The organism is Pseudomonas sp. DTU12.1, from assembly GCF_009873475.1.
GTDB classification, from domain to species: Bacteria; Pseudomonadota; Gammaproteobacteria; order Pseudomonadales; family Pseudomonadaceae; genus Aquipseudomonas; species Aquipseudomonas proteolytica.
Window position 1 is genome coordinate 2,687,280 of the sequence record NZ_CP045254.1, and the last position, 22,849, is coordinate 2,710,128.

Here is a 22,849-nt window from a genome sequence, read left to right on the forward strand (position 1 = left end):
CCAAGTGATCATGGCGTCATATGGCTAGAGGCCCTTATTGGCATTGGATTTGGCGTGACTGTCACTGTTTCCACGCTGGATGCCTGGTTAGCAGAGCGCTAAAGTTCAGGCAAAAATGCCAACAAGGAGGTTCCGGATGATCGCCAAGTTGTTAGTGAGCGTGGGTATCGTGTTTTACGCAGTGGTAGTGCCGGTACTGGAGGTGAACGGCAGCCATGTTTTCAACTCAGCATGGGCGCCTCATGCCAGGTTGCATGAGGTGTGGCAGTTGTTTACCAATACGGCCATCGGCCTGTATAGCGTTTGGCTGGTGTGGGGTAGAGGCAATCTCAAGCTGGCGAGCTTGCTTACGTTGTTTGTCACCGGTGGTTTTTTACTGGCCTATTGGCTGCGGGATGGGTACGGCGGGTCGATGGTTCTTTCTGATGGGTCAGAAAAATTGATCATGGGGATCAATATGGGGTTGTTTGCCTACGTCCTGGCGCTGGTGCTGGCGGGGGTTGCCATCATGATCGATCAGCGACAGCACAGCGCCTAGTCCCCAGCCTACATATCGCCGCGATGCACGATATGCACTTTGTTGCCGTCCGGATCGCGCAGGTAGGCGCCGTAGTAACCGTCGCCGTAATGTGGGCGCGGGCCGGGCTCACCGTCGTCGACTCCGCCAGCCAAAACACCCGCGGCATAGGCCACATCGACGGCGTCTGGCGAGGGAGCAGAAAAAGCCAGCATGCTGCCATTGCCCCCTGTGGCGGCCTGGCGGTCGTAGGGGGCGTAGACGTAGAAGCGCGGCAATGGCCTGCCTGGGGTGATCCAACATGCGGAAGACGGCCCACCATCCGGGGTCACATGGCGCCGGCACAGACCCAGTGGGAACAGTATGGCGTCGTAGAACCGGGCGGCGTTGTCCAGATCGTTGGTTCCGACAGTGACATGGCTGAACATACCTACTCCTTGTGGGCTGTTGTGCAACAGCCGGGTTTTCAGATGACCGTACCCTAGCAGAGTAGGCGGTGACGCATTGCATCTTCGGTAGTAATCCCATTTACCCAAGCCCATTCTCTTTGGTATCCCGCGACCTGCTTAAGTTGGACACCGGTATGCCCGGCTGCAATTCTTGGGCTCTACCCTCAAGGGGTTATTCTCAAGGATAAGGAATCGCCTGATGCTCGGTTACTACGCGCAATACAGCCAGTACTACATCACTACGCTGATGATCGTCACCACCCTGTTTTTTGCCTTGCCGATCTTTATCGCGCCGATTGCCTGGGCCCGCGCGATGCGCTGGACGATCCCCGAACATCAGCATCTGGCAATCTATTTTGGGCGCTGTTTGGGGGCGTTCATTCTGGTGGTGGAAGTAGCGATGTTGCGCTCTGCAACCACGGGCACCAGCTTTAGTTATGCCTTCGATATGCTGTTCGTGGTTTTCTTGTTGATGTTTGTGGTGCATGTGTACGGCGCGTTGAAACGTATCCAGCCTATTACTGAAACCCTGGAGATCGGCTTCTGGATGATTCTGTTTGTGCTCAATATGCTCTTTTATCCTGCGACGGTAATTACCCTTTGAGAAGCACGCCTTGCAAAGCTCCCGTGCGCCTTGTAAGTGCTGTCGAGCCTACCTTTTTTCATCTGGAGTACTACGCTTATCGCAGCATAGGTATCTACACAACGTTCAGAAACTAACGAAAGTACCTGTGGCGAGCCCGCTCGCCACAACATCTCGATCTACTTGGATGTATGCGTTGCGGCAAAATTGTGTGGATGCCGATGCTCAACGCAGGACGACTCTGACTAGCTGTTCGACGTGATGCCGTCTGCTTATTCACTTGTCTCAAGGAGTTGTCCAATGAAACTCAAATACTTGGCGTGGTGTGGCCTCTGTCTCGCTTCGCTTGATGCTTATGCTGATATTGCCTTGCACACTGAAAAGCTGGACTCCGAGCAGTATGCGGTTGAAATCGTCTTGGGAAATACCTGTTCGAGCGCTGGCGGCAGGACGGTTTTGCTCCAGCCGGCGCAGGGATCCAAAGATAATGGCAGCGTGATCGTCTGCGAGGTGAAACATACTTCTGTGGGTAAAAGTCGTAGCTTTCTGCCTTTTTCTGTAAATGCCAAGGATGCCCCTCAACCATTAGGGTGTTCCATATCTAATGGGTCAAGGTCAGAAAACCAGGTTATTTGGCAACATAAGGGCAGTTATCGACCTGACGATCCGAAAAAACCTGAAGACACGCTCGTCAGACAGCTCTCAGGACATAACACGGCAATCATAAGTAACTACAATAAATTCAAATCGGTATGGATCAAGTACGACTATAACGGCCAAGTCCGTCAGGAGTTGATCGTACCTGAAGGGCGGCTGACTACAGGGCAGAGCGCGAAAATCCTGCAGGTCTGGTACCCCCATCCCTATGGTGATTTTGACTGCAGGGAGATGTAGGAAAAGGCGACTCTACGTCGCACGGCCAAAAACCTTTGGTTGCCCGTGAACAGGGCAGCCCTAGGTTGGCAGGCGCTCATGGCGTTAAGATGGCCCTTTGCAATCATGGAGGGCTTTTTCTTGGGGATACTTCTCGTCACCTTAGTGATGGTTGGGGTCAGCTACTTCTTCCTTCATTGGATAGGTAAGGTTTGCCCACCACTTGGCAACTTCATATTCAAGTACAGCAAGCTCATCGGGCCGCTTCTTGTGGCCTGTTGGTTGTATTACATGTTGCATAAGGACACCAACGGGTCTGCCATGCTGATGTTGGCCGTAGGTATCGTTTTGACGTTGATGCCCAATAAGAAGAGGTTTGCCTGACACCCTTACGAGTAGACAAATAGCACTGCGCATTATCCGGATTCACCGGAATATGTTTCCCGGATCGGGGCGATTATCAAAAAATCCCTGGTAGATATCCTGTGGTCATCGAAACCACTGACTCTCTACGAGGCGACACTGATGTCCAGACTTTTCACCCCAGGTATTGTTGGCCAACTGAACACGCCCAACCGCGTGGTCATGGCGCCCATGACCCGATCCCGCAGTACCCAACCTGGCGATGTGCCGAACGCCATGAACGCGGTCTACTACGCACAGCGGGCTTCGGCCGCTTTCATTGTGACTGAAGCCACGCAGATTTCGCCTCAGGGCAAGGGCTATTCCTTTACCCCAGGGATTTACAGTGACGAACAGGTCGCCGGCTGGCGCCTGGTGACCGATGCGGTGCATGCCGCGGGAGGGCGAATTTTCCTGCAGCTGTGGCACGTAGGGCGTATGTCGCACCCTGACTTCCACAATGGTGATTTACCTGTCGCGCCGTCTGCGATCCCTTTCGATGGCAGCATCTGGAAAGTGGATGCCCAATCCGGTGTCGGCAGCATGGCCCCATGCCCGACACCACGGGCACTGGAGCGCGACGAAATCCGCGCGATTGTCGACGACTACCGGACGGCTGCGCGTAATGCCATGACGGCGGGTTTCGACGGTGTTGAGGTGCATGGGGCCAACGGCTACCTGATTGACCAGTTCCTGCGTACCACCTCTAACGTTCGTACGGATGAGTACGGCGGGTCGCGTGAGAACCGTCTGCGCTTTCTCAAGGAAGTCATGGACGTGGTGATTGATGAAGTGGGCGCCGACCGTACGGCGATCCGTGTGGCGCCGTTTCTCACAGCGCGTGGCATGGCGTGCCCGGACATTCTGCCCACTTTGTTGGAAGCGACCAGCTATCTGCAGGGCAAGGGCATTGCCTACCTGCACCTGGTGGAAGCGGACTGGGATGATGCCCCCAAGTTTCCCGAGGATTTCCGCCAAGCCGTGCGCGAGCGCTTTCGCAATGCGATTGTGGTGGCCGGCAAGTACGACGTGGAGCTTGCAGAATGGGTCCTGGAAAAAGGCTACGCCGACTTTGTGGCATTCGGACGTAAGTTTGTAGCCAATCCGGATCTGCCGCTGCGCCTGGAGAAGGGGTATCCATTGGCCGGCCTGGAAGGTGCCGAGTTGTTTGGTGGTACCGAGCGCGGTTACTCGGATTTTTCTGCCTGGGCCCAGTAGGGCGCAAACCTATAAGCCATAGCCAGGAACATCTCCTTGAAGCGTACTCAGGTCGCCAGCTTCAAGGAGATTTCGTCCATCAGCAGTTTGACCCGACGCGGCACCGCGTGGCCTGAAGGGTAGACAATCTGCAAATCCACGCCCTGCAACGAGTAGCTTTGCAGCACCTCGACCAGCCGACCTGCCTGCAAATCATCGCGTACATCAATGTAGGACTTGATACAAATGCCATGCCCGTCCAGGCACCACTGGCGCACCTGCTCGCCATCATTGGCAATACGCCTGCCCGATACCAGAACCTTGAACGTACGGCCATCGGCACGGAACTGCCATTCCCGGTGGATGTTGCTGCCAAAGCGCATCAGGATGCACTGCTGTTGTGCCAGGTCGGATGGATGCCGGGGCGTCCCGTGGGCGGCAATGTAGGCGGGGGATGCGCATACGACCCTACGGCCCTCGCTGAGTTTTCTGACGCGCAGGGTGCTGTCGGACAAGGCGCCGTATCGAATAGCGAAATCAATCCCTTGCCCCGCGAGGTCCAGGTAGCCATCGGTCAGGTTCAGGTCGAGGCTTACGTTGGGATGTTCTTGCAGGAAATCGTCGAGGATTGGCACCACACGGTTGCGGCCCAGGTCTACGGGGGCGCTCAGGCGTATCAGGCCTGAAATGCGTTCGGTGCCCAGCTTGATATTGCTCTCGATATCTTCCGCTTCTGCCAGCAGGCGCCGTGCGCCGTCCATCAGCATCCGCCCTTCATCCGTCAAACTGATCGAGCGTGTGGTACGGGTCAGTAAGGTTGCCCCGTAATGCCTTTCCAAGGCCCCGAGCCGTTCCGACACAGACGTAGGCGAAAGCCCGACCTCGCGGCCTGCGGCCGACAATCCGCCTTTTTCGACAATCAGTAGAAACAACGCGAGGTTCTCGAAAAGCATTGTCCGGATTTCCATGAATATGGCTGGGCTTTTAGCAGGATTCTACGTCAGTACTGGATAGCGCTCATGGCATTTATGGTGCAGGCGAAACCATCAGTGCGCGCCTGACGAATTGCGCGGTTTTCTCCAGGGTTATTTCCAGGTCGGGATGCTTGAGCTGATATCGGCTCTCCAGCTCCCGGCTCTGAGACATATCGAATCGCGCAGTCTGGATGAAGTTCAGGGACTCCGCGCTGGTGCCCAAGTGCGTTGCCACCCCCGGTATTTTCAGTAGCCATCTGAGCAGGCCCAAGGGCAGATGGTGGCGGGGCGCTTGCACTTGCAGGGTGCCGGCGATATGCGTGAGCAGGCCTTGCAGGTTCGGGGTGCGCTCGTCCAGTGCCAAGGCTTGTTGGTTTGCCATTGCCGGATCGAAGGCTGCTGCGACCATCAACGCAACCAAGTAGTCGACACTGACCAAGGGCAGCCAGTGGCGTGGCGACCCTGGAATCGCTGTCAATTTGCCTGTCGCCAGGCCGCGAATCAGCTCGGTTACCGGCTGGCCCGCGAGGATATGCCCGCTTTCGCTATGCCCGCACACCGTTGCAGGGTGCACGATGGTGCAGTCGGCCTGCTGCGCCTGCATGTCGCGGATGACCGCAAAGTGTGCCTCCAGCTTGCTCGCCTCGTAGCCACCCACGCGCTGGTACACGGCGGGCCAATCGGTGGTTTCGGGGCGTTGGTGGTCAATGCCAATACTGTTCAGGTGGGCGATGTTCTGCAGCATATAGCCGCCGACCATCAACAGCCGGCTACGCTGGCTTGCGGCCAATCGGGCGACCGCCAGGGCACCGTCCACGTTGACCGCGCGGGCTTGGTCCAAAGGCAGGCCCCAGGCGAATTGTGCGGCGAGGTGAAATACCACGCTGGCCGCGGCGATGCGCTGGCGGTCGGCCGCATTGAGCCCCAGTTCCTGCTGGTTAAGGTCGCCCTGAACGGCATGAATACGCGAAGGTTCTCCCCCCAGTTGCCGCACCTGTTCCCTGAGCGTCTTAAGGTTTGAAGCGTGGCGCATCAGCACCCAGACCTTGTGCCCCGAAAAGGTCAGGCGAGCCAGCAAGTGTTGCCCGATAAATCCGCTGCCGCCGGTGACAAAACATTCCACGCTCATAGCGCACTCCTTGGTTGAATAAGGGGTGCAGGCTAAACTGTAGAGCTACCTCTACAGTCAAGGAGAATTTACCGTGAAAGTCGCAGAGCTGGAGCGTAGGAGCGGCCTCGGACGCCATACCTTGCGCTACTACGAGGAGCTGGGGTTGATCGCTGTACAACGGGGCGCCAATAACTATCGCGCTTACAGCGAACAGACGGCACAGGATCTGGAGTTTATTCAGATGGCGCAGAAGATGGGATTTTCCCTGGCCGAAATCGGCGAGATCCTGGAGGCCAAACGGCAAAGTACGATTGACTGCGCCCAGGGTGCCGCGTTGGTGGCCGATAAAATGGCTGAGATTGAACTCAAGATCAGCCATCTCAAGGTATTGCATGGCTTTCTGGATAAGGAGCGTCAGCGGCTTGAGGCCAGTGCCCTGGCCCTGGGGCAGACCGTTACCTACCGTCAGGCTCCAATGCCGGTTTAAGTGCCAGTCCTTTCAGCGCTTCCCTACAGGTACAACTGACTTTGATCGTAAATTGTATCTCTCGATCTACCTCTAGCTGTACGGGGCGGCGCGTCACAGAACCCTCTACTGTCAGGGCGACAATAACTCGCCGGATGACGCACCATGTTTATGTCCACCAGCCTGCTTTCAGCCTTTGCGCTGTTTGCCTTCGTGTCTTCGATTACCCCAGGCCCCAATAACACCATGCTGTTGGCATCGGGCGTGAACTTCGGTTTTCGCCGCTCGATTCCCCATGCCTTGGGGATTAGCGTGGGCTTTATGGTGTTAGTGATTTCGGTTGGCCTGGGCCTGGGGGAAGTGTTCAAGGCGTTACCTTGGGCATACACCGCGCTGCGTTACATCGGCGCGGCGTACTTGTTGTACCTGGCGTGGAAAATTGCGACTTCCAGCGCGATGTCAGACGATACCGGCCGCAAGAGCAAGCCCATGACCTTTTTTGCCGCCGCGGTGTTCCAGTGGGTCAACCCCAAGGCCTGGGTCATGGCGTTGGGGGCGATCACCACCTACACACCGGCGCAAGGTTACTTCACTAACGTGCTGGTGATTGCCGTGGTGTTTGCCGTGGTCAACCTGCCAAGTGTGTGCGTGTGGGCCGGGTGTGGCACCGCTTTGCGCAATGTCTTGCGTGAGCCGCGCTGGTTGAAGCTATTCAACTGGTCGATGGCGGCGCTCTTGGTGCTTTCGTTGTACCCGATGTTTTTTCTCGGGTGAGAGGTTCGGGATATAAACCCCCGGACCTATAGTGAAACACTCTAATGAACTGTGAAAATTGACAGTATCGGACAGTAAAGTGCTTGCGCACTATTAACCGCTGCTCACGGTTTTCGGGCCTTCCAAAAAATGCTGTTTTATTCGGGGCATCGCTAAACCATCAATCTTGAGTCAATGGAGTGTCACCCCATGTCAAAGGAATTAATCAACCCGCCAGGCACACAAGCGTTGCAAACCAATCCTGAAGTCGGAGGTGCTGCTGAGGCGTTGAAAGCCGCACCCTCTCAGTTGGCCTACCTCAAGGACAACTCCGTTAACCCGCCCAGATATTTGATGATGTCTAACGGATACGTCATTACCACCAAGGATGTTAACCAGGCCTCGAAATTCCTGGTTATCAGTTACGGCGACGGGAATTGGTACATCATGACCGTCGATACCGCAGAGTATCTGTCGTTTACCGATCGCAGCTATCTCTATGCCTATTCGGCGTGGAGCAATGCCAGGTACGTGACCCTTGATCCGGTGAGTTTTAAAAAATACCCCGGGCTCTACCTGCATGATGGCTACGTCTGTTGCAATGGGATGAAGGACAAGCCAGACAGCCTGATGAGCGTCCATCTCGAATTGATCCGTTAACGCCTTGAAAGACGCCAAACCGTGCGCTGGGTAACGCAATATCAGAAGTACCATTGTGCATCACGCGCACCTTGCCCCACCTCCCGGTATCAGACCGGTGAAATCGTGGCCAGCAGGCCGATTCCAACGGTCAGTGCCAGAAACCCTAAAAGAAAAAATGCCATCTTAGCCATGGGACCTCCAAAAGGCGCAAGGGCGGCAGGAGAGTTCCTGCCGATAAGCCATTGTCGGGGCTATGGTCTGTTCGGTACAGATGCAGGTAGTAAAGAAAAAAGCGTATCAGATGCAGCTTGCAGGCTGGTATGACGGGGTTAGGGCTGGCGCCTGGAGGTACTGATCAGACTGTACGCGGCACCTTCGGCGCTCTTGGGGCTGGCTCAACTGCGGGCAGTACATATTTGAGCCATTCTGTTCGGGGTGAGCCGGGCAGGGCGGGTATCGGGTCGGCGGCTGTCGATTCAGCTTCATCGATCGGGTAGCAGTTGTCGCTGCTGCGCCTGCCGTCTGGGTAGACGATGAAGCCGCCGCGACCGGTTTCACATTCGTGCAGATACACCGGCGACAGTTCCCGCTGCTTATCAATGCGCGCATTCAGATGGACGATATAGGTCCCCATGGCAATCGACACCCCCATAATCAGGCCCAGGCACACCAGTAACTGCCAGGTGTAACTGGCGCCCGCGTTATCGCAACGCACTGGCGACACAGCACGCAGCTGCCTGCTCGATACTCTGGCCCACCAGGAACCGACTGCCGCCTCCCAGGTTTACCAATTGCCCGCGAGACGGCAGGATGCTGGCCATCAGGCCGAAGAGAATCAAGGCCAGCAGGACTCTTTTGACCATCGCGTAAAGGTTCATGAGGGTGATGACCTCTGGATATGAGAGCCCCAGCTTAGAGAGTGCCGGGTTAACGCCAGGTAAACATCGGCGGGAAATTGCTCGACTTCCGTTATCCTTCAGACCTCTGCGCAACACCTGTCCGAGGGGACTTTTCCGTGCATATTCACCTGCTGCTGGTAGAGGACAACCTCGACCTGGCCACCACCGTCATCGAGTACCTGGAGATCAGCGGCATGGTCTGCGACCACGTCAGCAATGGCCAGGCCGGCCTCAACCTGGCACTCGACCAGCATTACGACGTCATTCTCCTGGACATCATGCTGCCGCGCCTCGACGGCCAGCAATTGTGCGCGCGGCTACGCCAGCAAGGCAGCCAGACACCGATCTTGATGCTCACTTCACTGGATGCCCTTTCGGACAAGCTCGCAAGCTTTGCCGCGGGTGCTGACGACTACCTGGTCAAGCCATTCGAACTGGCCGAACTGGTGGCCAGGATTCGTGCCCTGAGCATGCGTCGCAGCAGCCAGAGCAGCCGCCTGCAGGTGGACGACCTGGTGATGGAACTGACCACCCGCAAAGTCAGCCGTGCCGGGCAGGAGCTGCACCTGTCGCCGATCTGCTGGACCCTGCTGGAATACCTGATGCGCGCCAGCCCTGAACCCGTCCCTCGGGAGCGCCTGGAAACCACCATCTGGGGCGACGAGCCACCAGACAGCAACACCCTCAAAGTCCACATGCACCGGCTGCGCAAGGCCGTAGACAAACCCTTCAGCCGGCCGCTGATCCACACCCTGCCCGGGGTCGGTATACAGGTGAAGTCGCATGCGTAATGGCCTGAGCCTGAAGTGGGTGATCAGCGGCAGCTTCCTGTTGCTGATTGCTGTGGTGTTACTGATCTACAGCCAGCTGCTGCCGGTTTACACCGTACGCGGCCTGCTCTACACCGCCAGCGCGATGATGGAAGAAGAGGCCCAGTACTTCGTCAGGCACTACAAGAAGGATCCGACCACGCCACCCCCTCATAACTACTTCTTCGAAGCGGTCATCGGCAAGGAAGCCCTGCCGCCAAGCGTGCGACAGATGCTGGAGGCCCCGCCGAGCATGTCCTTCGGTGCCGTTCAGGTGTTCGGTGATACAGACTCCGATGACGAAGACGCTGAAGTCCGGGCGGTCCTCTCCCAGCCGCTGGGCGACGGCAAGACCCTTTACATGTATGACATCGACCATGACCACGAAGAGGGCGGCGAGGTCGAGACGCCGCTGTCCGATGCCTACTTTGACCGGGTGCTGCAGGGCGTTGCGTTCATCAGCCTGGCGGTGTTCGTGCCGGCGCTGATCATCATCGCCCTGTTGGTCTGGTGGTTGGTGCGGCCATTGGGGCGCCTGGCGCAATGGTCCAGCACCCTGCAAAACCCGGATGCCATGGCCAGTGAGCGGCCTGATTTCAGCTTCAAGGAGTTCAACATGCTGGCCGATGCCCTGGCCCAGAGTGTGGAGCAGGTGCAGGCCGCCAGCCAGCGTGAAGGTCGCCTGTTGCGCTACACCAGTCATGAGCTGCGCACCCCGCTGGCAGTGCTCAAGGCCAATATCGAACTGCTGACCCTGCAGGCCGGCGGTGTCCTGCCGTCCTCCCTGCAGCGCATCGAACGTTCGGTGCTGAACATGCAGCTTATCGCCGAGACCTTGCTGTGGATGAGCCGCGAGCGTCCCGAACCGTTGCCTGAGGAAGACATTGACCTGAGCGAACTGGTGGGCGAGCTGATTGACAAACATCGCTACCTGATCGGCAACCGGGATATCGAACTGCTTGTCGACATCCACAACCAACCTTGCCGACTGCCCCCCACTGCGTGCCGCATCGTGATCGGCAACTTCCTGCGCAACGCGCTGCAATATGCCGAAGAAGGCCAGGTGGAAATCAGCTTCAAATATCCCCGGCTACTGATTGCCAACCACATCAGGGAAGCCAAGCCGCGGGAGGATTCCAGCGATTTTGGTTACGGCCTGGGGCTGCAGTTGATGCGCCAGTTATGCGCGAAATTGGGCTGGCAGATTGACGTGATTCTTGAGCAGCAGCGTTTTACGGTGGTTCTTGAGTTTACGAGTTTGCGGGACGTCGAGAGTCTGGGGGCGGGGGAATTGCGCAACAGCTAGAACGTTGCGGCGCACAAAAGACAAGGACGCCCCTTTCGAGCAAAGCCTCGCGTATCACGTTTTTTTCATGGATGTGCCGTGATGACGCCCGTGCAGAAACTGGCCGGGCGTCTGTCAGGGAGGTGTCTCGGTAATTTAAGTTTTTTTTGAAAATTGCCATAATTTTCCGAGTCAACGTTCTTAGGGTGAGACGGAAGCATTATCTATTTTCTGCTTGATCGATTTTAAAATTACGTCAACAGTGTGTGCCTCGGTAGTTCCGCCATCACTTTTTTCTATAATTGATTTTGAACGCTCAGTATCGCCATAAAGTTTGTAGATAGCAGCTAGGAAACCTTCAGCGTCACCAAATGGTGTTGCTTCATAAGATTTTTCCGCAAATGAAATAACCATGGGTTTTACTTTTTGTGGCTCTTGGCGGGTCAGGAGGTCAGAGGCTTTAAGTCTATAAATGGTAGATATTAAATTCTTGTCCGCAAAAACTTGGAAATCTGATTTTTTTTCCTCGGTAAGCTCATTGTTTATCTTGTCTAATAGTTTATCCATGATGCGTAATGCTTTTTCGTGCTCTCCTTTGAAATAGATGGTCATGGCCCCAAGAAAAATATAGGGGGTGCTGTTTTCTTTATAGCATTTTTGAAATAAGTTGGCATATTTTGCTCCCTCTTCTTTGTTGTCGCTTATTGATGCCAAGCCTAGCATTGAGCTGTATATGGAGCATAGTTTTCCAATATCGGTGATGGTTTTTTCTTCTCTTAGTAGTATGGTCTTTGCCTCGTTATACTTTCCCTGGTCGATTAGATTTTTGGCGTCATACATGTCGAGATTTTCATCATCAAAAGATGTGCTGGAGTTCGCAAAAACAAAACCACTTATAAATAAGGCTAAAAGGCCTGCTAAATGGTTTTTTGGCTTTGAGGTTGTTTTGATAATTGGCATGCTACGATATGAGTTATACATTATCACTTCTCCACTTCAATCGCAGTAGGGCTGTTTTTTGGATGACGGCCACTGCCCCTAATCATTTGCACACTATCGCCATAGACAGTCGAAAACTCGAAAATAAAAGCGGGTGTGTCGAGAAGATATCATGAAAGGTGATGTTGCCTGCTCGGACCTAATCCCATTATTTGGGTTGCGAAAGTCTCGGCCGGTTCGCCCTGGTGCAACACCATCTGCTCGGCACGCTCCTTGGGCGTGGCCGGGTCCAGCCATTCCCTGACCAGTTCGATCGGCAGGACGCCGTGAGGAGTGGAATTGCGGGGCAGAGTCTAAAATTGCGGAGCAGAAAAGATAAGGGCCTGCGTGAAGTATCTCACGCAAGCCCTTGATATCTATGGTGCCCGAACCCGGAATCGAACCGGGACGCCCTTACGAGCGGGGGATTTTAAGTCCCATGCGTCTACCAGTTTCGCCATTCGGGCGGCAGCGCGATGAAGCAACTCAGTGGGGCTTTGCCTGGCAAAGCGCTTGAGCGGTGCAGCAGGCTAGGGAATATATAGATCAAGGCACCTTGGCGCAAGTTTGCGTGCGGTCTTTTTCTGCTTGATCGTGTGTGCAGGCTTTGAAAAAAAGCTCGCTATATCAGTGATCTACATTTGCGGGTGAGGGCGGGCGACTCGCCGGCTCGTCCACCAGCCTGGTACCTGGCTGGTCCGGTAGCCGCAGTTTAATGCATGGCAATGTGCGATCATTCACGTTTATAGCACTCGAATAGGAAAAGTGGCATGCGCGTCATCACGGTGAGGACTAAAACGGAACTTGAATCTGCCAAAAATGCCGGGTACGAGCAGATCACGGTAGAAGGTGAGCTAGCGAACAAGCTCAAATCGTCCAAGAAGATCGCGGTAGCGGGGACGATCACGGTTGGGCTGTTGGCCACTGCATTGGCGGCTGTGCCCTTTACGGGTGGTCTTTCGATGGCAGCGGCTGTGCCTATCGCCACGCTGACTGGGCTTGAAGTCGCGGCCATTATTACAGCCGCGTCATTGGGGCTCGGGCTGATCATTGCCCTGTTCAAGGGGTATGAGGAGATCTCTTTCGAGGCCGGAAAAATGGTCCTGAAAAAGAAACAGTCATGAGCGGTTTTGTCGACAGGCCGCCCTATTTTTTCCGCTGCAAGAAGTGCGAGCATCGCTTCACGCGTAGGGTGCGGCTGGGGCTGTTGTGCCCCCAGTGTCATTCGATACGCATTGAAAGAGATCGGCGGGTGAGCAAGTAAAGCGAGAGGGCTTGTGCGAGATGTTCGCCAAGCCCAGCCCGGCATTTACCCGTGTAATCGCCGAATAATCTCCTCGTACCCGACCGCCCGCGACAGCCGCTGCAGTGCATCCAGGCGGCGGGAATAGGCTTTTGCGTCACCATAGGTCAGCTCGACATGCAAGCTGTCGATCGTCACCAGATAGGCCTCTGCCAGCACTTCACTGGCCTGGTCCTCTACGCCTGGATGGGCTTTAAGTAACCCTTTCTGGAAGTGACTGCGGATCGTGGCCATGTAGTCATTGAACCCGGACATGACCACGTGCCTCAGTGGCGTCGGTGGGTAAAAGGCGGCCCTGAGCAAAAAGCGCAGGGATTCATGCTGGTTGTACCGGCGTTGCAGGTTGTCGATGTAGACCTCGCCGGGGGCCTTGATCGATCGAGAGTTTTTCGCAAATTGGCTTTGCACGTAGTCCAGTTCGGCGCGCAGTGCGAGTTCGAGTGCGACCACGTACAGCGCATCCTTGCTCGCAAAATGTGCGTACAGCGAGGCCTTTTTGATGCCTGCGCGCACGGCGATATCATTCAGCGAAGCGGCGTCGTAGCCGTGCTCGGCAAATTGGTCCAGTGCCAGATACGCGATGCGTTCGGCAGCCGAGGTCAGGATGGTGGCTGTCATGTGGTTCTTCCTTAATCAGTGCCCGGCCAGGTCAAAGGTTTCGCCCGCTCCTCGGGGGAGGCTGATTGTCGTCAGCAGGCAGGTCAGCAATGCACTGGCCAGCAGCAGTGCGGTCCAAGCCACCGGTCCATAGGTCAGCGCCAATGCCGACAGTGGCGTTGCGCTGGCGGAAACGGACAGTTGGAATGCGCCCAGCAGTGCAGCGGTGGAGCCCAGTGCGCGCTTTTGCGAGGACATCACCAGTGACATCAGCGTGGACTCGGCGATGCCCAGGCCAAACAGGGCAAGTGCCATGCCCGCCACTATACCGGGCAGACCCACGTAGGTCAGGGTGGATGCCACCGCGATTGCCGAGCCTGCGGCCATGCAACACACGCCGATCAGTGACAGGCGGCCCAAGCCAAGCCGGCTGACCAGTTTCCCGGCGCTCATTGCCCCGATCAGGATGGCTACCCCGGTGACGCCGAACAGCATGCCAAAGGCTTGCGGGCTGAGGCCGTAGGTCTGCTGGTAGACCAGGGTCGCACCGCCGATGTAGGCAAACAGAAAGAAGAAAACTGCGGCCACGGCCAGGGTCGGACGCAAGAAGTGTCGGTCTCTGGCGATCGTCAGGTACGTGCGGCAGGCGGCGCCCAGGCGCAACGGCTCGCGTTGGCTGGCGGGCAGGGTTTCTGGCAGCGACAGCCAGCTGTTGCCCAGCACCGCCAGGCCAAATGCAGCGAGCACCAGCATCACCGCACGCCAGCCGTAGTGAGTGTCGATAACCCCGCCCAGTGCCGGGGCGAAGATGGGCGCGACGCCTTCGATGGTCATCAGCAATGCGAAGAGCTTTGTCGCCGCCACGCCTTCGCTGACGTCCCGCACCATGCTCATGATCACCACCAGCGTCAGGGCGCTGCCAAGCCCCTGCACGAAGCGCAGCGCGATCAGCGTTTCAAGTGTCGGCGCCCATGCGGCGCCCAATGAGCACAAGGTAAACACCACAAGGCCGGCCAGCAGGGGCCGGCGGCGCCCGTAGGCGTCGACGATGGGCCCGAAGATCAACTGGCCGGCACCCATGGCCAGGAGGAAGAACGTCAGGGTCAACTGCACGCTGGCGAAGCTGCTCTGATATTCGCGGGCAATTTCGGGAAGGCTCGACAGGTACATATCGACAGCCGAAGGGCCAAGGGCGCCGATCAGTCCCAGGCCAATAGCCAGCCTCATGGCGACCCTGTGGGTGGGTTGCGAATTCATAGAGTCTCCAACGAAAAAAAACAGCCTACCGGTCGGTAGGTTTGCGCATAATAGCGACACCTCTTAAATCGGTCAACGCCCCAATTCTCGGGAGGATTTGCACATGCACAGTGCAATCAGAGCGAGCGAATGAGAGTTGTTATCAATTATGTTTCTTTAGTTTTTTGATTGAATTAGACTCCCGCCAGCTGTGCACGAGCAGCGTTCTGGGCATTAGCACAAACAAAAAAAACGGCGTAGGGAGCAGGACGTGAATTTCAAGAAAACCACAATGGCAGTGGCTGTTGGCTCGGCGATCTACCTGTGCAACGGTGCGTGGGCCGCAGAGCCTGCGAGCGCGCTGGAGATTGCACCGATCACCGTCACCGGTGAAAAGATCAACCGCAGCCTGGAGCAGACCCAGTCGAGCGTGGTGGTGGTCACCGACCAGCAACTGCGTGAAAAGCAGGACCGTGACCTGGTGGACGTATTCGCGCGTACGCCAGGTGTGTACAACCAGTCCGGCAACGAAAACTGGGGTATTCGCGGCGTGCCCGTGTCCGGTTTCGACGACCAGGGGCCCGCCACGCTCAACGGTGCGGTTTCAGTATTTGTCGACGGCGCCGTGCAACCCAACCGCGCCCTGACCCTCAGCCCGATGCCGCTGTGGGACGTCGACCAGGTCGAAGTGTTCCTCGGCCCGCAATCCACCACCCAGGGCCGTAACTCCCTGGCCGGTGCGGTGGTGATCCAGACCCGCAACCCCACCTTTGAGCCGAGTTTTTCCGCACGCACCAACATGGGCAGCTATGGCGAGCGCGGTGCGGCAGTGGCCGGTGGCGGGGCGTTGGTCGATGACAAGATCGCCGGGCGTATTGCCGTGGATTACCAAGAGGGTGACGGCTATATCGACAACGTCGCCCTGCATGACGACGCCAACCCCACACGCACCGGCAATGCCCGGGGCAAGCTGTTGATCCTGCCCAACGATGACCTGGATGTGCTGCTGACTTACGCCCACAGTGAAAGCCGCAAGGGCGATAACTCGGCGATGCGCCAGAACGACAAGATCCGTTATTACAAGATGACCTCCAACACCAAGGCCTATGACAAGCTTGAGCAGGACACGCTCAGCGCCAAGGTGGACTATCGCCTGGACGACAACTGGTCGCTGACCAGCCTGACCGCCAATACCCGCTCGGACTACGACGCGCGCCTGGATTTCGACCAGTCGGCCGACGCCAACCAAGTGGTATTGCGCAAACAGGACGGCGACCTGTTCAGCCAGGAACTGCGCCTGAACTACAGCGGCGATACGGTGAAGAGTTTTGTCGGTGCCTACTACGGCCACAACACCAACAACTTCCACGACCGCCTGTTGTTTAACAACCTTCTGTTCGGTACCGCCAAGGGCGATACGACCATTGAAAGCAAGGCCGTGTTTGGTGAAATCAACTGGACATTCGCCCCGCGCTGGACCTTGATCACCGGCCTGCGCTACGACCACGAAACCAACGACACCGATATCAAGCAAGACGATTTCTCCAGCCCCGGCAAGCTCAGCAAGTCGTTTGATGCGCTCCTGCCGAAACTGGGCCTGGACTATGAACTGGCCGCCAACCAGTACCTGGGCGTGATGGTGCAGAAGGGCTATCGCGGAGGCGGCGTCAACGTACGTGCCGGTGGCGGCCACGAAGGTTATGACCCGGAATACACCACCAACTACGAGCTGTCCTACCGTGGTTCGTTCTTCGACAAGACCCTGCGCACCCGCGCCAACCTGTACTACACCGACTGGAAAGACCAGCAGGTCAGCGCGCTCGAGCGCAACACCGACTTCGTCCAGGTGTTCAACGCCGGCAGCAGCGATATCAAGGGCCTGGAAGTATTTGTCGAAAAAGACCTCGGCGAGCAGTTGACCCTGACGGCGGGTGGCTCTATCACCGCGGGCAAGTACAAGGACTTTGTGACAGGTGATGGTCGCGATATGAGCGGCGAGGAGTTCCTCTATTCACCCAAGTACAAACTGTCCCTGGGTGGCATCTACCGTTGGAATGACCGCCTGACCCTGAACACCGACCTGGTGTACCAGAGCACCGCGCCCTCGGAGTATGAGTTCGATACCGCAGGCCAGGTCACGGGCGAGCGCCGGAGCGACAGCTACTGGCTGGTCAACTTCAACACCGAGTACAAAGTCACCAAGAATGTTGCGGTTTCCGGCTTCGTGAAAAACGCTTTTGACAAGGAGTACATCACCAACAACCGCAGCGGCAATATCGTCGATGTAGGGGCGCCACGCACGGTTGGGCTGGTGTTGCGCTACGACATGTAGGGCAACGATTCGTAGACTGAGGCTGGTGAGCGGGCGATGCGGCGTTCCGACAAGCCCGCTCGCCACAACAGCCTTTTCTGCTTGGACTCAAGGGTTACAGCGACGGTCCGTGCCGGCAAACCAGGTCCTGCCGTTGTTTGGCGGCGTTTTCAAACCGTGGAATTTTCGATTTCTATTTGGGAGTTTTCCTAAATACGCCGGTACGAGGTGTCGTGAGAATGAGCGCACTTCTATCTCATCTGTGATGTGTCATGTCCTTTCTACCGATTCGTGTCCTGGTTGTCGAAGATCACCCCTTCAAACAACTCGTTGCCACTCAAGCCTTCCGGGAGGCCGGGTGTGACAGTGTGCTTGGCGTGGCGGATGTGAACACTGCCCTGCAGCTGCTGGACCGGACAGGGCCGGTGGATATCGTGCTCTGTGCCCTTAAGGAGGAGGGCATGCAGGGGCTGACGACGCTTGAACTACTTAGCCGTAGCCAGCGGGTCAAGTCGCTCATCATTTGCAGCGTTCTTGCCCCAGACCTGCAGGACGCCATCGATCGTATGGTCGGCATGCTTGGGGTCTGCGTCCTGGGGTATGTCGATGTGCCGGTGCGCGCTGGCTCAATCACGCCGCTGTTAAGCCGGTATCTGGAAACCACTGTTGCCCCTGGGCATGCCTCTCAGAACGCTCGCTACACGACTGTCAGCCAGGCTGGCCTGGAACAGGCCATTGCAGGGCATGAACTCAAGGCATTTTTTCAACCCAAGTTCAATTTGGCGACCGGTGAAGTCGGCAGCCTTGAAGTGCTCGCGCGCTGGGCGCATCCGCAGTACGGCGTGCTGTGCCCGGCAGATTTCCTGCCGCAGGTCAGCCAGTTCGGTTTGATGGATGAGCTGTTTTTTGCCCTGCTGGACCAGGCCTTGGCCTTCCTGCAAACGGCGCAGGCGCAGGGGCATGTGTTGTCCCTGGCGTTTAATCTGGAGGCGCAGCAACTGTCCAGCGAGTCACTGCTGGCGCATCTAGGCTCGGCGCTGGAGCGCTACGCCATACCGGCGTCGTGCCTGACGTTCGAGATCACCGAAAGCGGCCTGCTGGAAGTCTCTCCCCGAGTGCTCGAAACCTTGATCCGCCTGCGGATGATGGGTGCCGGCCTGTCTATCGATGATTTTGGTATTGGCTACTCGTCGTTGGAGCGCCTGTGCCTGTTGCCATTCACCGAGATCAAGCTCGATGCCCGCTTCGTGCGCGACCTTGATCGCAGCCCGCGTAACCGTGCAGTGATCAGCAGCACCCTGGCACTGGCTGAAGCACTGGATATGGCGGTCGTGGTAGAGGGCATAGAGCACGAAAGCCAGCGCCAGCACCTGCTCAAGCTGGGCTGCCAGCAGGGCCAGGGCTATCTCTGCGCACGCCCCATGGACGCAACGCGCACGCTCTCGTGGCTGGCAATGAAGTTGGCATCACGCAGCACGCTCTGATGTTGCAAAACAGGGGCTAGACTCAAGGCTCACTTGCCTTTCCTGGAGACTCCAGATGCCCCACAAAAACACCATCTGCCTCTGGTTCGACGGCACAGCTCTGGAGGCTGCCAGATTCTACGCCGCCACCTTCCCGGACAGCACCGTAGATGCCGTGCACACAGCGCCGGGCGATTATCCCGCGGGCAAGCAAGGCGATGTCCTGACCGTGGAATTCACCGTCATGGGCATCCCGTGCCTGGGCCTCAATGGCGGGCCGGGTACCCAGCACAACCAGGCGTTCTCATTCCAGGTGGCCACTGACGACCAGGCCGAAACGGATCGCCTGTGGCAAGCGATTGTCGGCAACGGCGGCGAGGAGGTTGCCTGTGGCTGGTGCCGTGACAAGTGGGGCCTGTCCTGGCAAATCACCCCGCGCGTGCTCACGGCAGCGATCATCCATCCCGACCCCGCGGCGGCCAAGCGCGCATTCAATGCAATGATGGGCATGGTGAAAATCGACATCGCCGGCATTGAGGCGGCGCTCAAGGGTTGATCAGACCCAGGTACAACCTGGGTTTTCAACACGCGGTAACGGCAAGGAAATACATATTGTTGATAGTCCTCGCCGCCCGGTTTGAAGCTCTCGATTTCGATTCATTCCACGGGCCGTAGGCAACGAAAGCCGGACTAAAAGCAACGGCCAACCGCCCTCACTTATCCCGACGCCCTGGAATCGCCACCCGGCTGGTGGTCTTCACCTCGCGCAGCGCCAGGCTCGACTGGATCGAGGCAATCCCCAACTGGCGCCGCAGCACGCTTTCGACAAAGTCGCTGTAGCTATCCAGATCTTCGGCCAATACCTGCAACAGATAATCGGCATCGCCGGTGATCTTGTGGCAGGCCTGCACCTGCGGCAGTTGCTTGATCACGGCCTCGAAGGCCTCGGGCGTGTGGTCGGTATGGGTGGAGAAGCGGATGTGGACAAATGCCATGATATCAAGCCCCAGCTTGCGACGGTCCAGGTTGGCCTGGTAATCCTTGATCACGCCTTCTTCCTCCAGACGTTTGCGTCGGCGCCAGCACGGCGTGAGGCTCAAGGACAGGCGTTCGCTCAATTCAGCGTTGGAAATGCTCGCGTCTTCTTGCAGCAGCGCGAGGATGGCCAGGTCGGTGTCGTCAAGCGTGGGGCGGTTGGATAGATTTTTCTTCATTGTCTTTTTTTTGAGGAAATATTCCCGATAAAGCTAGCATTGCGAGAAGTAAAAGCAAAGAAAGCCCCTCAAGCCCCGAACAAAATAGACGCCTGAACCTCATTAGGCGGATATCTTCCCATGTTGACTGTTTTCAGCGATTCCCACCGTTTGCACCATGGCACCGAACTGAAAGATGGTGTCCTCAAGCCGTCCTTCGAACAGCCGAGCCGGGCCGATACCGTGCGTGATCGGGTCAGGCATGTCGGCTTGGGCGATATCATCGTGCCGCGCACGTTTGATCGTGCCTGCTACGTCAACGCCCACAGCGAGCGCTACGTATCCTTCCTTGAAACCGCCTGGGCACAGTGGACAGCCGTAGGCCGCAGCCATGACGCTTTACCCCTGGTCTGGCCGGTACGCGACTTGGCCAATCAACAGGTGCCGGACTTTATCGATGGCAAGCTCGGCTTTTTTGCCATGGACGCCGGTTCGCCGATCACCGCCAACACCTGGGACGCGGTGAAGACCAGCGCCGATATTGCGCTTACAGGCCTGGCCTTGATCGATGAAGGCCACGACAGCGCCTTCGCCCTGTGCCGCCCACCTGGACATCATGCTGCGCGCGAATACATGGGCGGTTATTGCTACCTCAACAACGCCGCCATCGCCGCGCAACAGGCAATTACCCAGGGCGCGGAGCGGGTGGCAGTGCTGGATGTGGACTTTCACCATGGCAATGGCACACAGAACATCTTCTATGACCGCCCGGATGTGATGTTTATCTCCCTGCACGGCGAGCCTTCGGTGTCTTATCCGTACTTCTCAGGTTTCCATACGGAGCAGGGCACGGGTGCCGGTGAAGGGTTCAACCTGAACTATCCATTGCCCAAGAACACCAGTTGGCAGGCCTACAAAAGTGCGTTGCTCGATGCCTGTAAAAAACTGCGCGACTTTGCCCCGCAAGTATTGGTGATCTCCCTGGGTGTCGACACGTTCAAGGACGATCCCATCAGCCATTTCCTGTTGGAAAGCCATGACTTTCTAGGCATGGGCGAGATCATCGCCAGCGTCGGCGTGCCCACGCTGTTTGTGATGGAGGGTGGCTATATGGTCGACGAGATCGGCATCAATGCGGTCAATGTGCTGCACGGCTACGAGAGCCAACGCGCCTGAGGATTCAACGCCCAAAGTCCGAACCACGTTGACCCCAACAATAAAAAACCTTCGATATTTTTCTGCCAAAACTCAAAAACATAAGAGCAAGAGGTTTTGTGATGAAAACATCTGCACCCGGGCTGGAAAAGCCAGCGCTTCAACGCACCCTCAGTAATCGTCATATTCAACTGATGGCCATGGGCGGCGCGATTGGTACGGGCCTGTTCATGGGCTCGGGAAAGATCATTGCCTTGTCTGGCACCTCGATCATCCTGATCTACATGATCATCGGCCTGTTCGTGTATTTCGTCATGCGGGCCATGGGCGAGTTGCTGTTATCCAACCTGAACTTCAAGAGCTTCGCGGACTTTGCCGGTGCATACCTGGGGCCGCGCGCGGCGTTTTTTCTTGGCTGGTCCTACTGGTTGAGCTGGAGTGTGGCGGTGGTCGGGGACGCGGTGGTAGTGGGCGGGTTCTTCCAGTACTGGTTCCCCAATGTGCCGGCCTGGCTGCCGGCCATAGGCATGATGCTGACGCTGTTTGCCTTGAACGTGCTGACCGTAAAGTTGTTCGGTGAGGTTGAGTTCTGGTTTGCGATCATCAAGCTCATCGCGGTTGTGACGCTGATCGGTGTGAGTGTGTTGCTGATCGGCAGTTCATTTGTCTCGCCCACGGGCGTAACGGCGTCGCTGGGCAACCTCCTGGATAAACAGGCGGTGTTTCCCAACGGCTTGCTCGGGTTCTTCGCCGGCTTCCAGATGGCGATCTTTTCTTTTGCCGGCACCGAGCTGATTGGCACAGCGGCAGCGGAAACGCGCTCGCCGGAAAAAACCTTGCCCAAGGCCATCAACTCGATTCCGCTGCGCATCATCCTGTTTTATGTGCTGGCCCTGGCGTGCATTATCGCGGTCACCTCGTGGCAGGCGGTGTCACCGACCAAGAGCCCGTTTGTGGAGTTGTTCCTGATCGCCGGCTTTCCGGCAGCCGCCGGTATCGTCAACTTTGTGGTGCTGACCTCGGCGGCGTCCTCGGCCAATAGTGGGGTGTTTTCCGCCAGCCGCATGCTGTTCGGCCTGGCGGACCTGGGCAGCGCGCCAGGGGTGTTCAAGCGATTGTCGAAAAATAGCGTTCCGTTTGTCAGTCTGGCGTTTACCACCTTCCTGATGCTGCTGGGCGTATTGCTGCTGTTCATCGTCCCGGAGGTCATGACAGCGTTTACCATCGTTTCCACCGTGTCCGCGATTCTGGTGATTTTTACCTGGTCGACCATCCTGGCGTCCTACATCGCCTACCGTAAGAAACGCCCTGACCTGCATGCGTCGTCACACTACAAGATGCCGGGTGGCGTGCCGATGGCGTGGTTTTCCCTGGCGTTCCTTGGGTTCGTCCTGTGCCTGCTGGCGCTGCGTCCTGATACCCGATTGGCACTGTGTGTCATGCCGGGGTGGTTTATCTGGCTGGCGATTGCCTATCAGCTCTCGACGTTCAAAAAACGCTGGTCCTTGTCGCACTCCTTGTAAGGACCTGCTGCAGCGATCGCCAGCAAGCCGCCTCCTGCGGTAGCCCGATGGCTTTAACTCGGGCTTTTACCGCGTACCTGCAACGAATTTCGCTGTCCTGAGTGCTGGCAGGGTGCCACAATGCCATTTT

The 22,849-nt window shown here is 57.1% G+C and carries 24 protein-coding genes, 1 tRNA gene and 1 pseudogene; 15 read left to right on the forward strand and 11 right to left on the reverse strand.

All coding sequences use genetic code 11. The features are described from left to right. Positions 1–136 precede the first annotated feature (136 nt). Complete coding sequence (locus GDV60_RS11700) at positions 137–538, forward strand: hypothetical protein (RefSeq protein WP_159907267.1); 402 nt, start codon at positions 137–139, stop codon at positions 536–538. A gap of 8 nt (positions 539–546) precedes the next feature. On the opposite strand, the gene GDV60_RS11705 is transcribed toward GDV60_RS11700, so the two are convergent. Next, on the reverse strand, positions 547–945 hold the full coding sequence (locus GDV60_RS11705) for a VOC family protein (protein ID WP_159907269.1): 399 nt from the start codon (positions 943–945) through the stop codon (positions 547–549). 220 nt (positions 946–1,165) lie between these two features. Here GDV60_RS11705 and GDV60_RS11710 point away from each other — a divergent pair, with 220 nt between their 5' ends. The 3 genes from GDV60_RS11710 to GDV60_RS11720 all read left to right on the forward strand — a co-directional run bounded on the left by GDV60_RS11710 (position 1,166) and on the right by GDV60_RS11720 (position 4,042). Beyond that, positions 1,166–1,570, forward strand: a complete 405-nt coding sequence (locus GDV60_RS11710; protein ID WP_159907271.1) for a hypothetical protein — start codon at positions 1,166–1,168, stop codon at positions 1,568–1,570. Between the two features lie 279 nt (positions 1,571–1,849). Continuing rightward, a complete protein-coding gene (locus GDV60_RS11715) occupies positions 1,850–2,443 on the forward strand; it encodes a hypothetical protein (protein WP_104912179.1) in 594 nt (197 codons plus the stop codon). A gap of 504 nt (positions 2,444–2,947) precedes the next feature. After that, on the forward strand, positions 2,948–4,042 hold the full coding sequence (locus GDV60_RS11720) for an alkene reductase (protein WP_159907273.1): 1,095 nt from the start codon (positions 2,948–2,950) through the stop codon (positions 4,040–4,042). Between the two features lie 47 nt (positions 4,043–4,089). On the opposite strand, the gene GDV60_RS11725 is transcribed toward GDV60_RS11720, so the two are convergent. Both GDV60_RS11725 and GDV60_RS11730 read right to left on the reverse strand, forming a co-directional pair. Next, positions 4,090–4,974 carry a LysR family transcriptional regulator gene (locus GDV60_RS11725; protein WP_104912181.1) on the reverse strand — a complete coding sequence of 295 codons (885 nt, stop codon included), beginning with the start codon at positions 4,972–4,974 and terminating at the stop codon, positions 4,090–4,092. 73 nt (positions 4,975–5,047) lie between these two features. Next, entirely contained in the window at positions 5,048–6,124 is a 1,077-nt protein-coding gene (locus tag GDV60_RS11730; RefSeq protein WP_159907275.1) for an SDR family oxidoreductase, read from the reverse strand. 73 nt (positions 6,125–6,197) lie between these two features. Here GDV60_RS11730 and GDV60_RS11735 point away from each other — a divergent pair, with 73 nt between their 5' ends. The 3 genes from GDV60_RS11735 to GDV60_RS11745 all read left to right on the forward strand — a co-directional run bounded on the left by GDV60_RS11735 (position 6,198) and on the right by GDV60_RS11745 (position 7,985). Then, the gene (locus GDV60_RS11735) at positions 6,198–6,593 is read left to right on the forward strand and encodes a MerR family transcriptional regulator (RefSeq protein ID WP_159907277.1); all 396 of its coding nucleotides are present in this window, start codon (positions 6,198–6,200) and stop codon (positions 6,591–6,593) included. Positions 6,594–6,737: 144 nt separating this feature from the next. Next, complete coding sequence (locus GDV60_RS11740) at positions 6,738–7,346, forward strand: LysE family translocator (protein ID WP_104912184.1); 609 nt, start codon at positions 6,738–6,740, stop codon at positions 7,344–7,346. Positions 7,347–7,535: 189 nt separating this feature from the next. Beyond that, on the forward strand, positions 7,536–7,985 hold the full coding sequence (locus GDV60_RS11745; RefSeq protein WP_029294908.1) for a hypothetical protein: 450 nt from the start codon (positions 7,536–7,538) through the stop codon (positions 7,983–7,985). A 337-nt stretch (positions 7,986–8,322) separates the two neighbouring features. Here the strand turns inward: GDV60_RS11745 and GDV60_RS11750 are convergent, their stop codons facing one another. Then, on the reverse strand, positions 8,323–8,682 hold the full coding sequence (locus GDV60_RS11750) for a hypothetical protein (RefSeq protein WP_224791183.1): 360 nt from the start codon (positions 8,680–8,682) through the stop codon (positions 8,323–8,325). Next, the gene (locus GDV60_RS26555) at positions 8,669–8,845 is read right to left on the reverse strand and encodes a hypothetical protein (RefSeq protein ID WP_166647853.1); all 177 of its coding nucleotides are present in this window, start codon (positions 8,843–8,845) and stop codon (positions 8,669–8,671) included. The genes GDV60_RS11750 and GDV60_RS26555 overlap by 14 nt, the downstream gene beginning before the upstream one ends. 137 nt (positions 8,846–8,982) lie before the next feature. On the opposite strand from GDV60_RS26555, the gene GDV60_RS11755 reads away from it, so the two are divergent. Together GDV60_RS11755 and GDV60_RS11760 are read left to right on the forward strand one after the other, a co-directional pair. Next, positions 8,983–9,657 (forward strand): response regulator transcription factor, encoded by a 675-nt coding sequence (locus GDV60_RS11755; protein WP_029294912.1) that lies wholly within the window; start codon positions 8,983–8,985, stop codon positions 9,655–9,657. Further along, a complete protein-coding gene (locus GDV60_RS11760; protein ID WP_029294913.1) occupies positions 9,650–10,981 on the forward strand; it encodes a HAMP domain-containing sensor histidine kinase in 1,332 nt (443 codons plus the stop codon). Before GDV60_RS11755 ends, GDV60_RS11760 begins: the two co-directional genes overlap by 8 nt. Before the next feature lie 180 nt (positions 10,982–11,161). On the opposite strand, the gene GDV60_RS11765 is transcribed toward GDV60_RS11760, so the two are convergent. From GDV60_RS11765 to GDV60_RS11770, 3 genes and pseudogenes are all read right to left on the reverse strand, one after another. Beyond that, positions 11,162–11,941: a hypothetical protein gene (locus GDV60_RS11765; RefSeq protein WP_154907440.1), complete on the reverse strand. Its 780-nt coding sequence runs from the start codon at positions 11,939–11,941 to the stop codon at positions 11,162–11,164. A 179-nt stretch (positions 11,942–12,120) separates the two neighbouring features. Beyond that, positions 12,121–12,222, reverse strand: a pseudogene (locus tag GDV60_RS26800) (DUF159 family protein); the annotation flags it as partial. A 96-nt stretch (positions 12,223–12,318) separates the two neighbouring features. Continuing rightward, positions 12,319–12,405, reverse strand: a tRNA-Leu gene (locus GDV60_RS11770). A gap of 303 nt (positions 12,406–12,708) precedes the next feature. On the opposite strand from GDV60_RS11770, the gene GDV60_RS11775 reads away from it, so the two are divergent. Then, positions 12,709–13,062 (forward strand): hypothetical protein, encoded by a 354-nt coding sequence (locus tag GDV60_RS11775; RefSeq protein WP_029295077.1) that lies wholly within the window; start codon positions 12,709–12,711, stop codon positions 13,060–13,062. Positions 13,063–13,247: 185 nt separating this feature from the next. On the opposite strand, the gene GDV60_RS11780 is transcribed toward GDV60_RS11775, so the two are convergent. After that, entirely contained in the window at positions 13,248–13,859 is a 612-nt protein-coding gene (locus tag GDV60_RS11780; protein ID WP_104912186.1) for a TetR/AcrR family transcriptional regulator, read from the reverse strand. A gap of 15 nt (positions 13,860–13,874) precedes the next feature. Continuing rightward, positions 13,875–15,095: a multidrug effflux MFS transporter gene (locus GDV60_RS11785; protein WP_159907279.1), complete on the reverse strand. Its 1,221-nt coding sequence runs from the start codon at positions 15,093–15,095 to the stop codon at positions 13,875–13,877. A gap of 250 nt (positions 15,096–15,345) precedes the next feature. Here GDV60_RS11785 and GDV60_RS11790 point away from each other — a divergent pair, with 250 nt between their 5' ends. From GDV60_RS11790 to GDV60_RS11800, 3 genes are all read left to right on the forward strand, one after another. Next, positions 15,346–17,406 carry a TonB-dependent receptor gene (locus GDV60_RS11790; RefSeq protein ID WP_159907281.1) on the forward strand — a complete coding sequence of 687 codons (2,061 nt, stop codon included), beginning with the start codon at positions 15,346–15,348 and terminating at the stop codon, positions 17,404–17,406. A 251-nt stretch (positions 17,407–17,657) separates the two neighbouring features. After that, on the forward strand, positions 17,658–18,869 hold the full coding sequence (locus GDV60_RS11795; protein WP_159907283.1) for an EAL domain-containing protein: 1,212 nt from the start codon (positions 17,658–17,660) through the stop codon (positions 18,867–18,869). Positions 18,870–18,924: 55 nt separating this feature from the next. Next, positions 18,925–19,404 carry a VOC family protein gene (locus tag GDV60_RS11800; protein ID WP_029295087.1) on the forward strand — a complete coding sequence of 160 codons (480 nt, stop codon included), beginning with the start codon at positions 18,925–18,927 and terminating at the stop codon, positions 19,402–19,404. A gap of 157 nt (positions 19,405–19,561) precedes the next feature. Here GDV60_RS11800 and GDV60_RS11805 read toward each other — a convergent pair whose 3' ends face one another. Continuing rightward, positions 19,562–20,062 (reverse strand): Lrp/AsnC family transcriptional regulator, encoded by a 501-nt coding sequence (locus GDV60_RS11805; RefSeq protein ID WP_070994957.1) that lies wholly within the window; start codon positions 20,060–20,062, stop codon positions 19,562–19,564. 120 nt (positions 20,063–20,182) lie between these two features. Here GDV60_RS11805 and GDV60_RS11810 point away from each other — a divergent pair, with 120 nt between their 5' ends. Both GDV60_RS11810 and GDV60_RS11815 read left to right on the forward strand, forming a co-directional pair. After that, complete coding sequence (locus GDV60_RS11810) at positions 20,183–21,217, forward strand: histone deacetylase family protein (protein WP_092236172.1); 1,035 nt, start codon at positions 20,183–20,185, stop codon at positions 21,215–21,217. A 101-nt stretch (positions 21,218–21,318) separates the two neighbouring features. Then, on the forward strand, positions 21,319–22,719 hold the full coding sequence (locus GDV60_RS11815; RefSeq protein ID WP_159907285.1) for an amino acid permease: 1,401 nt from the start codon (positions 21,319–21,321) through the stop codon (positions 22,717–22,719). Positions 22,720–22,849 lie beyond the last annotated feature (130 nt).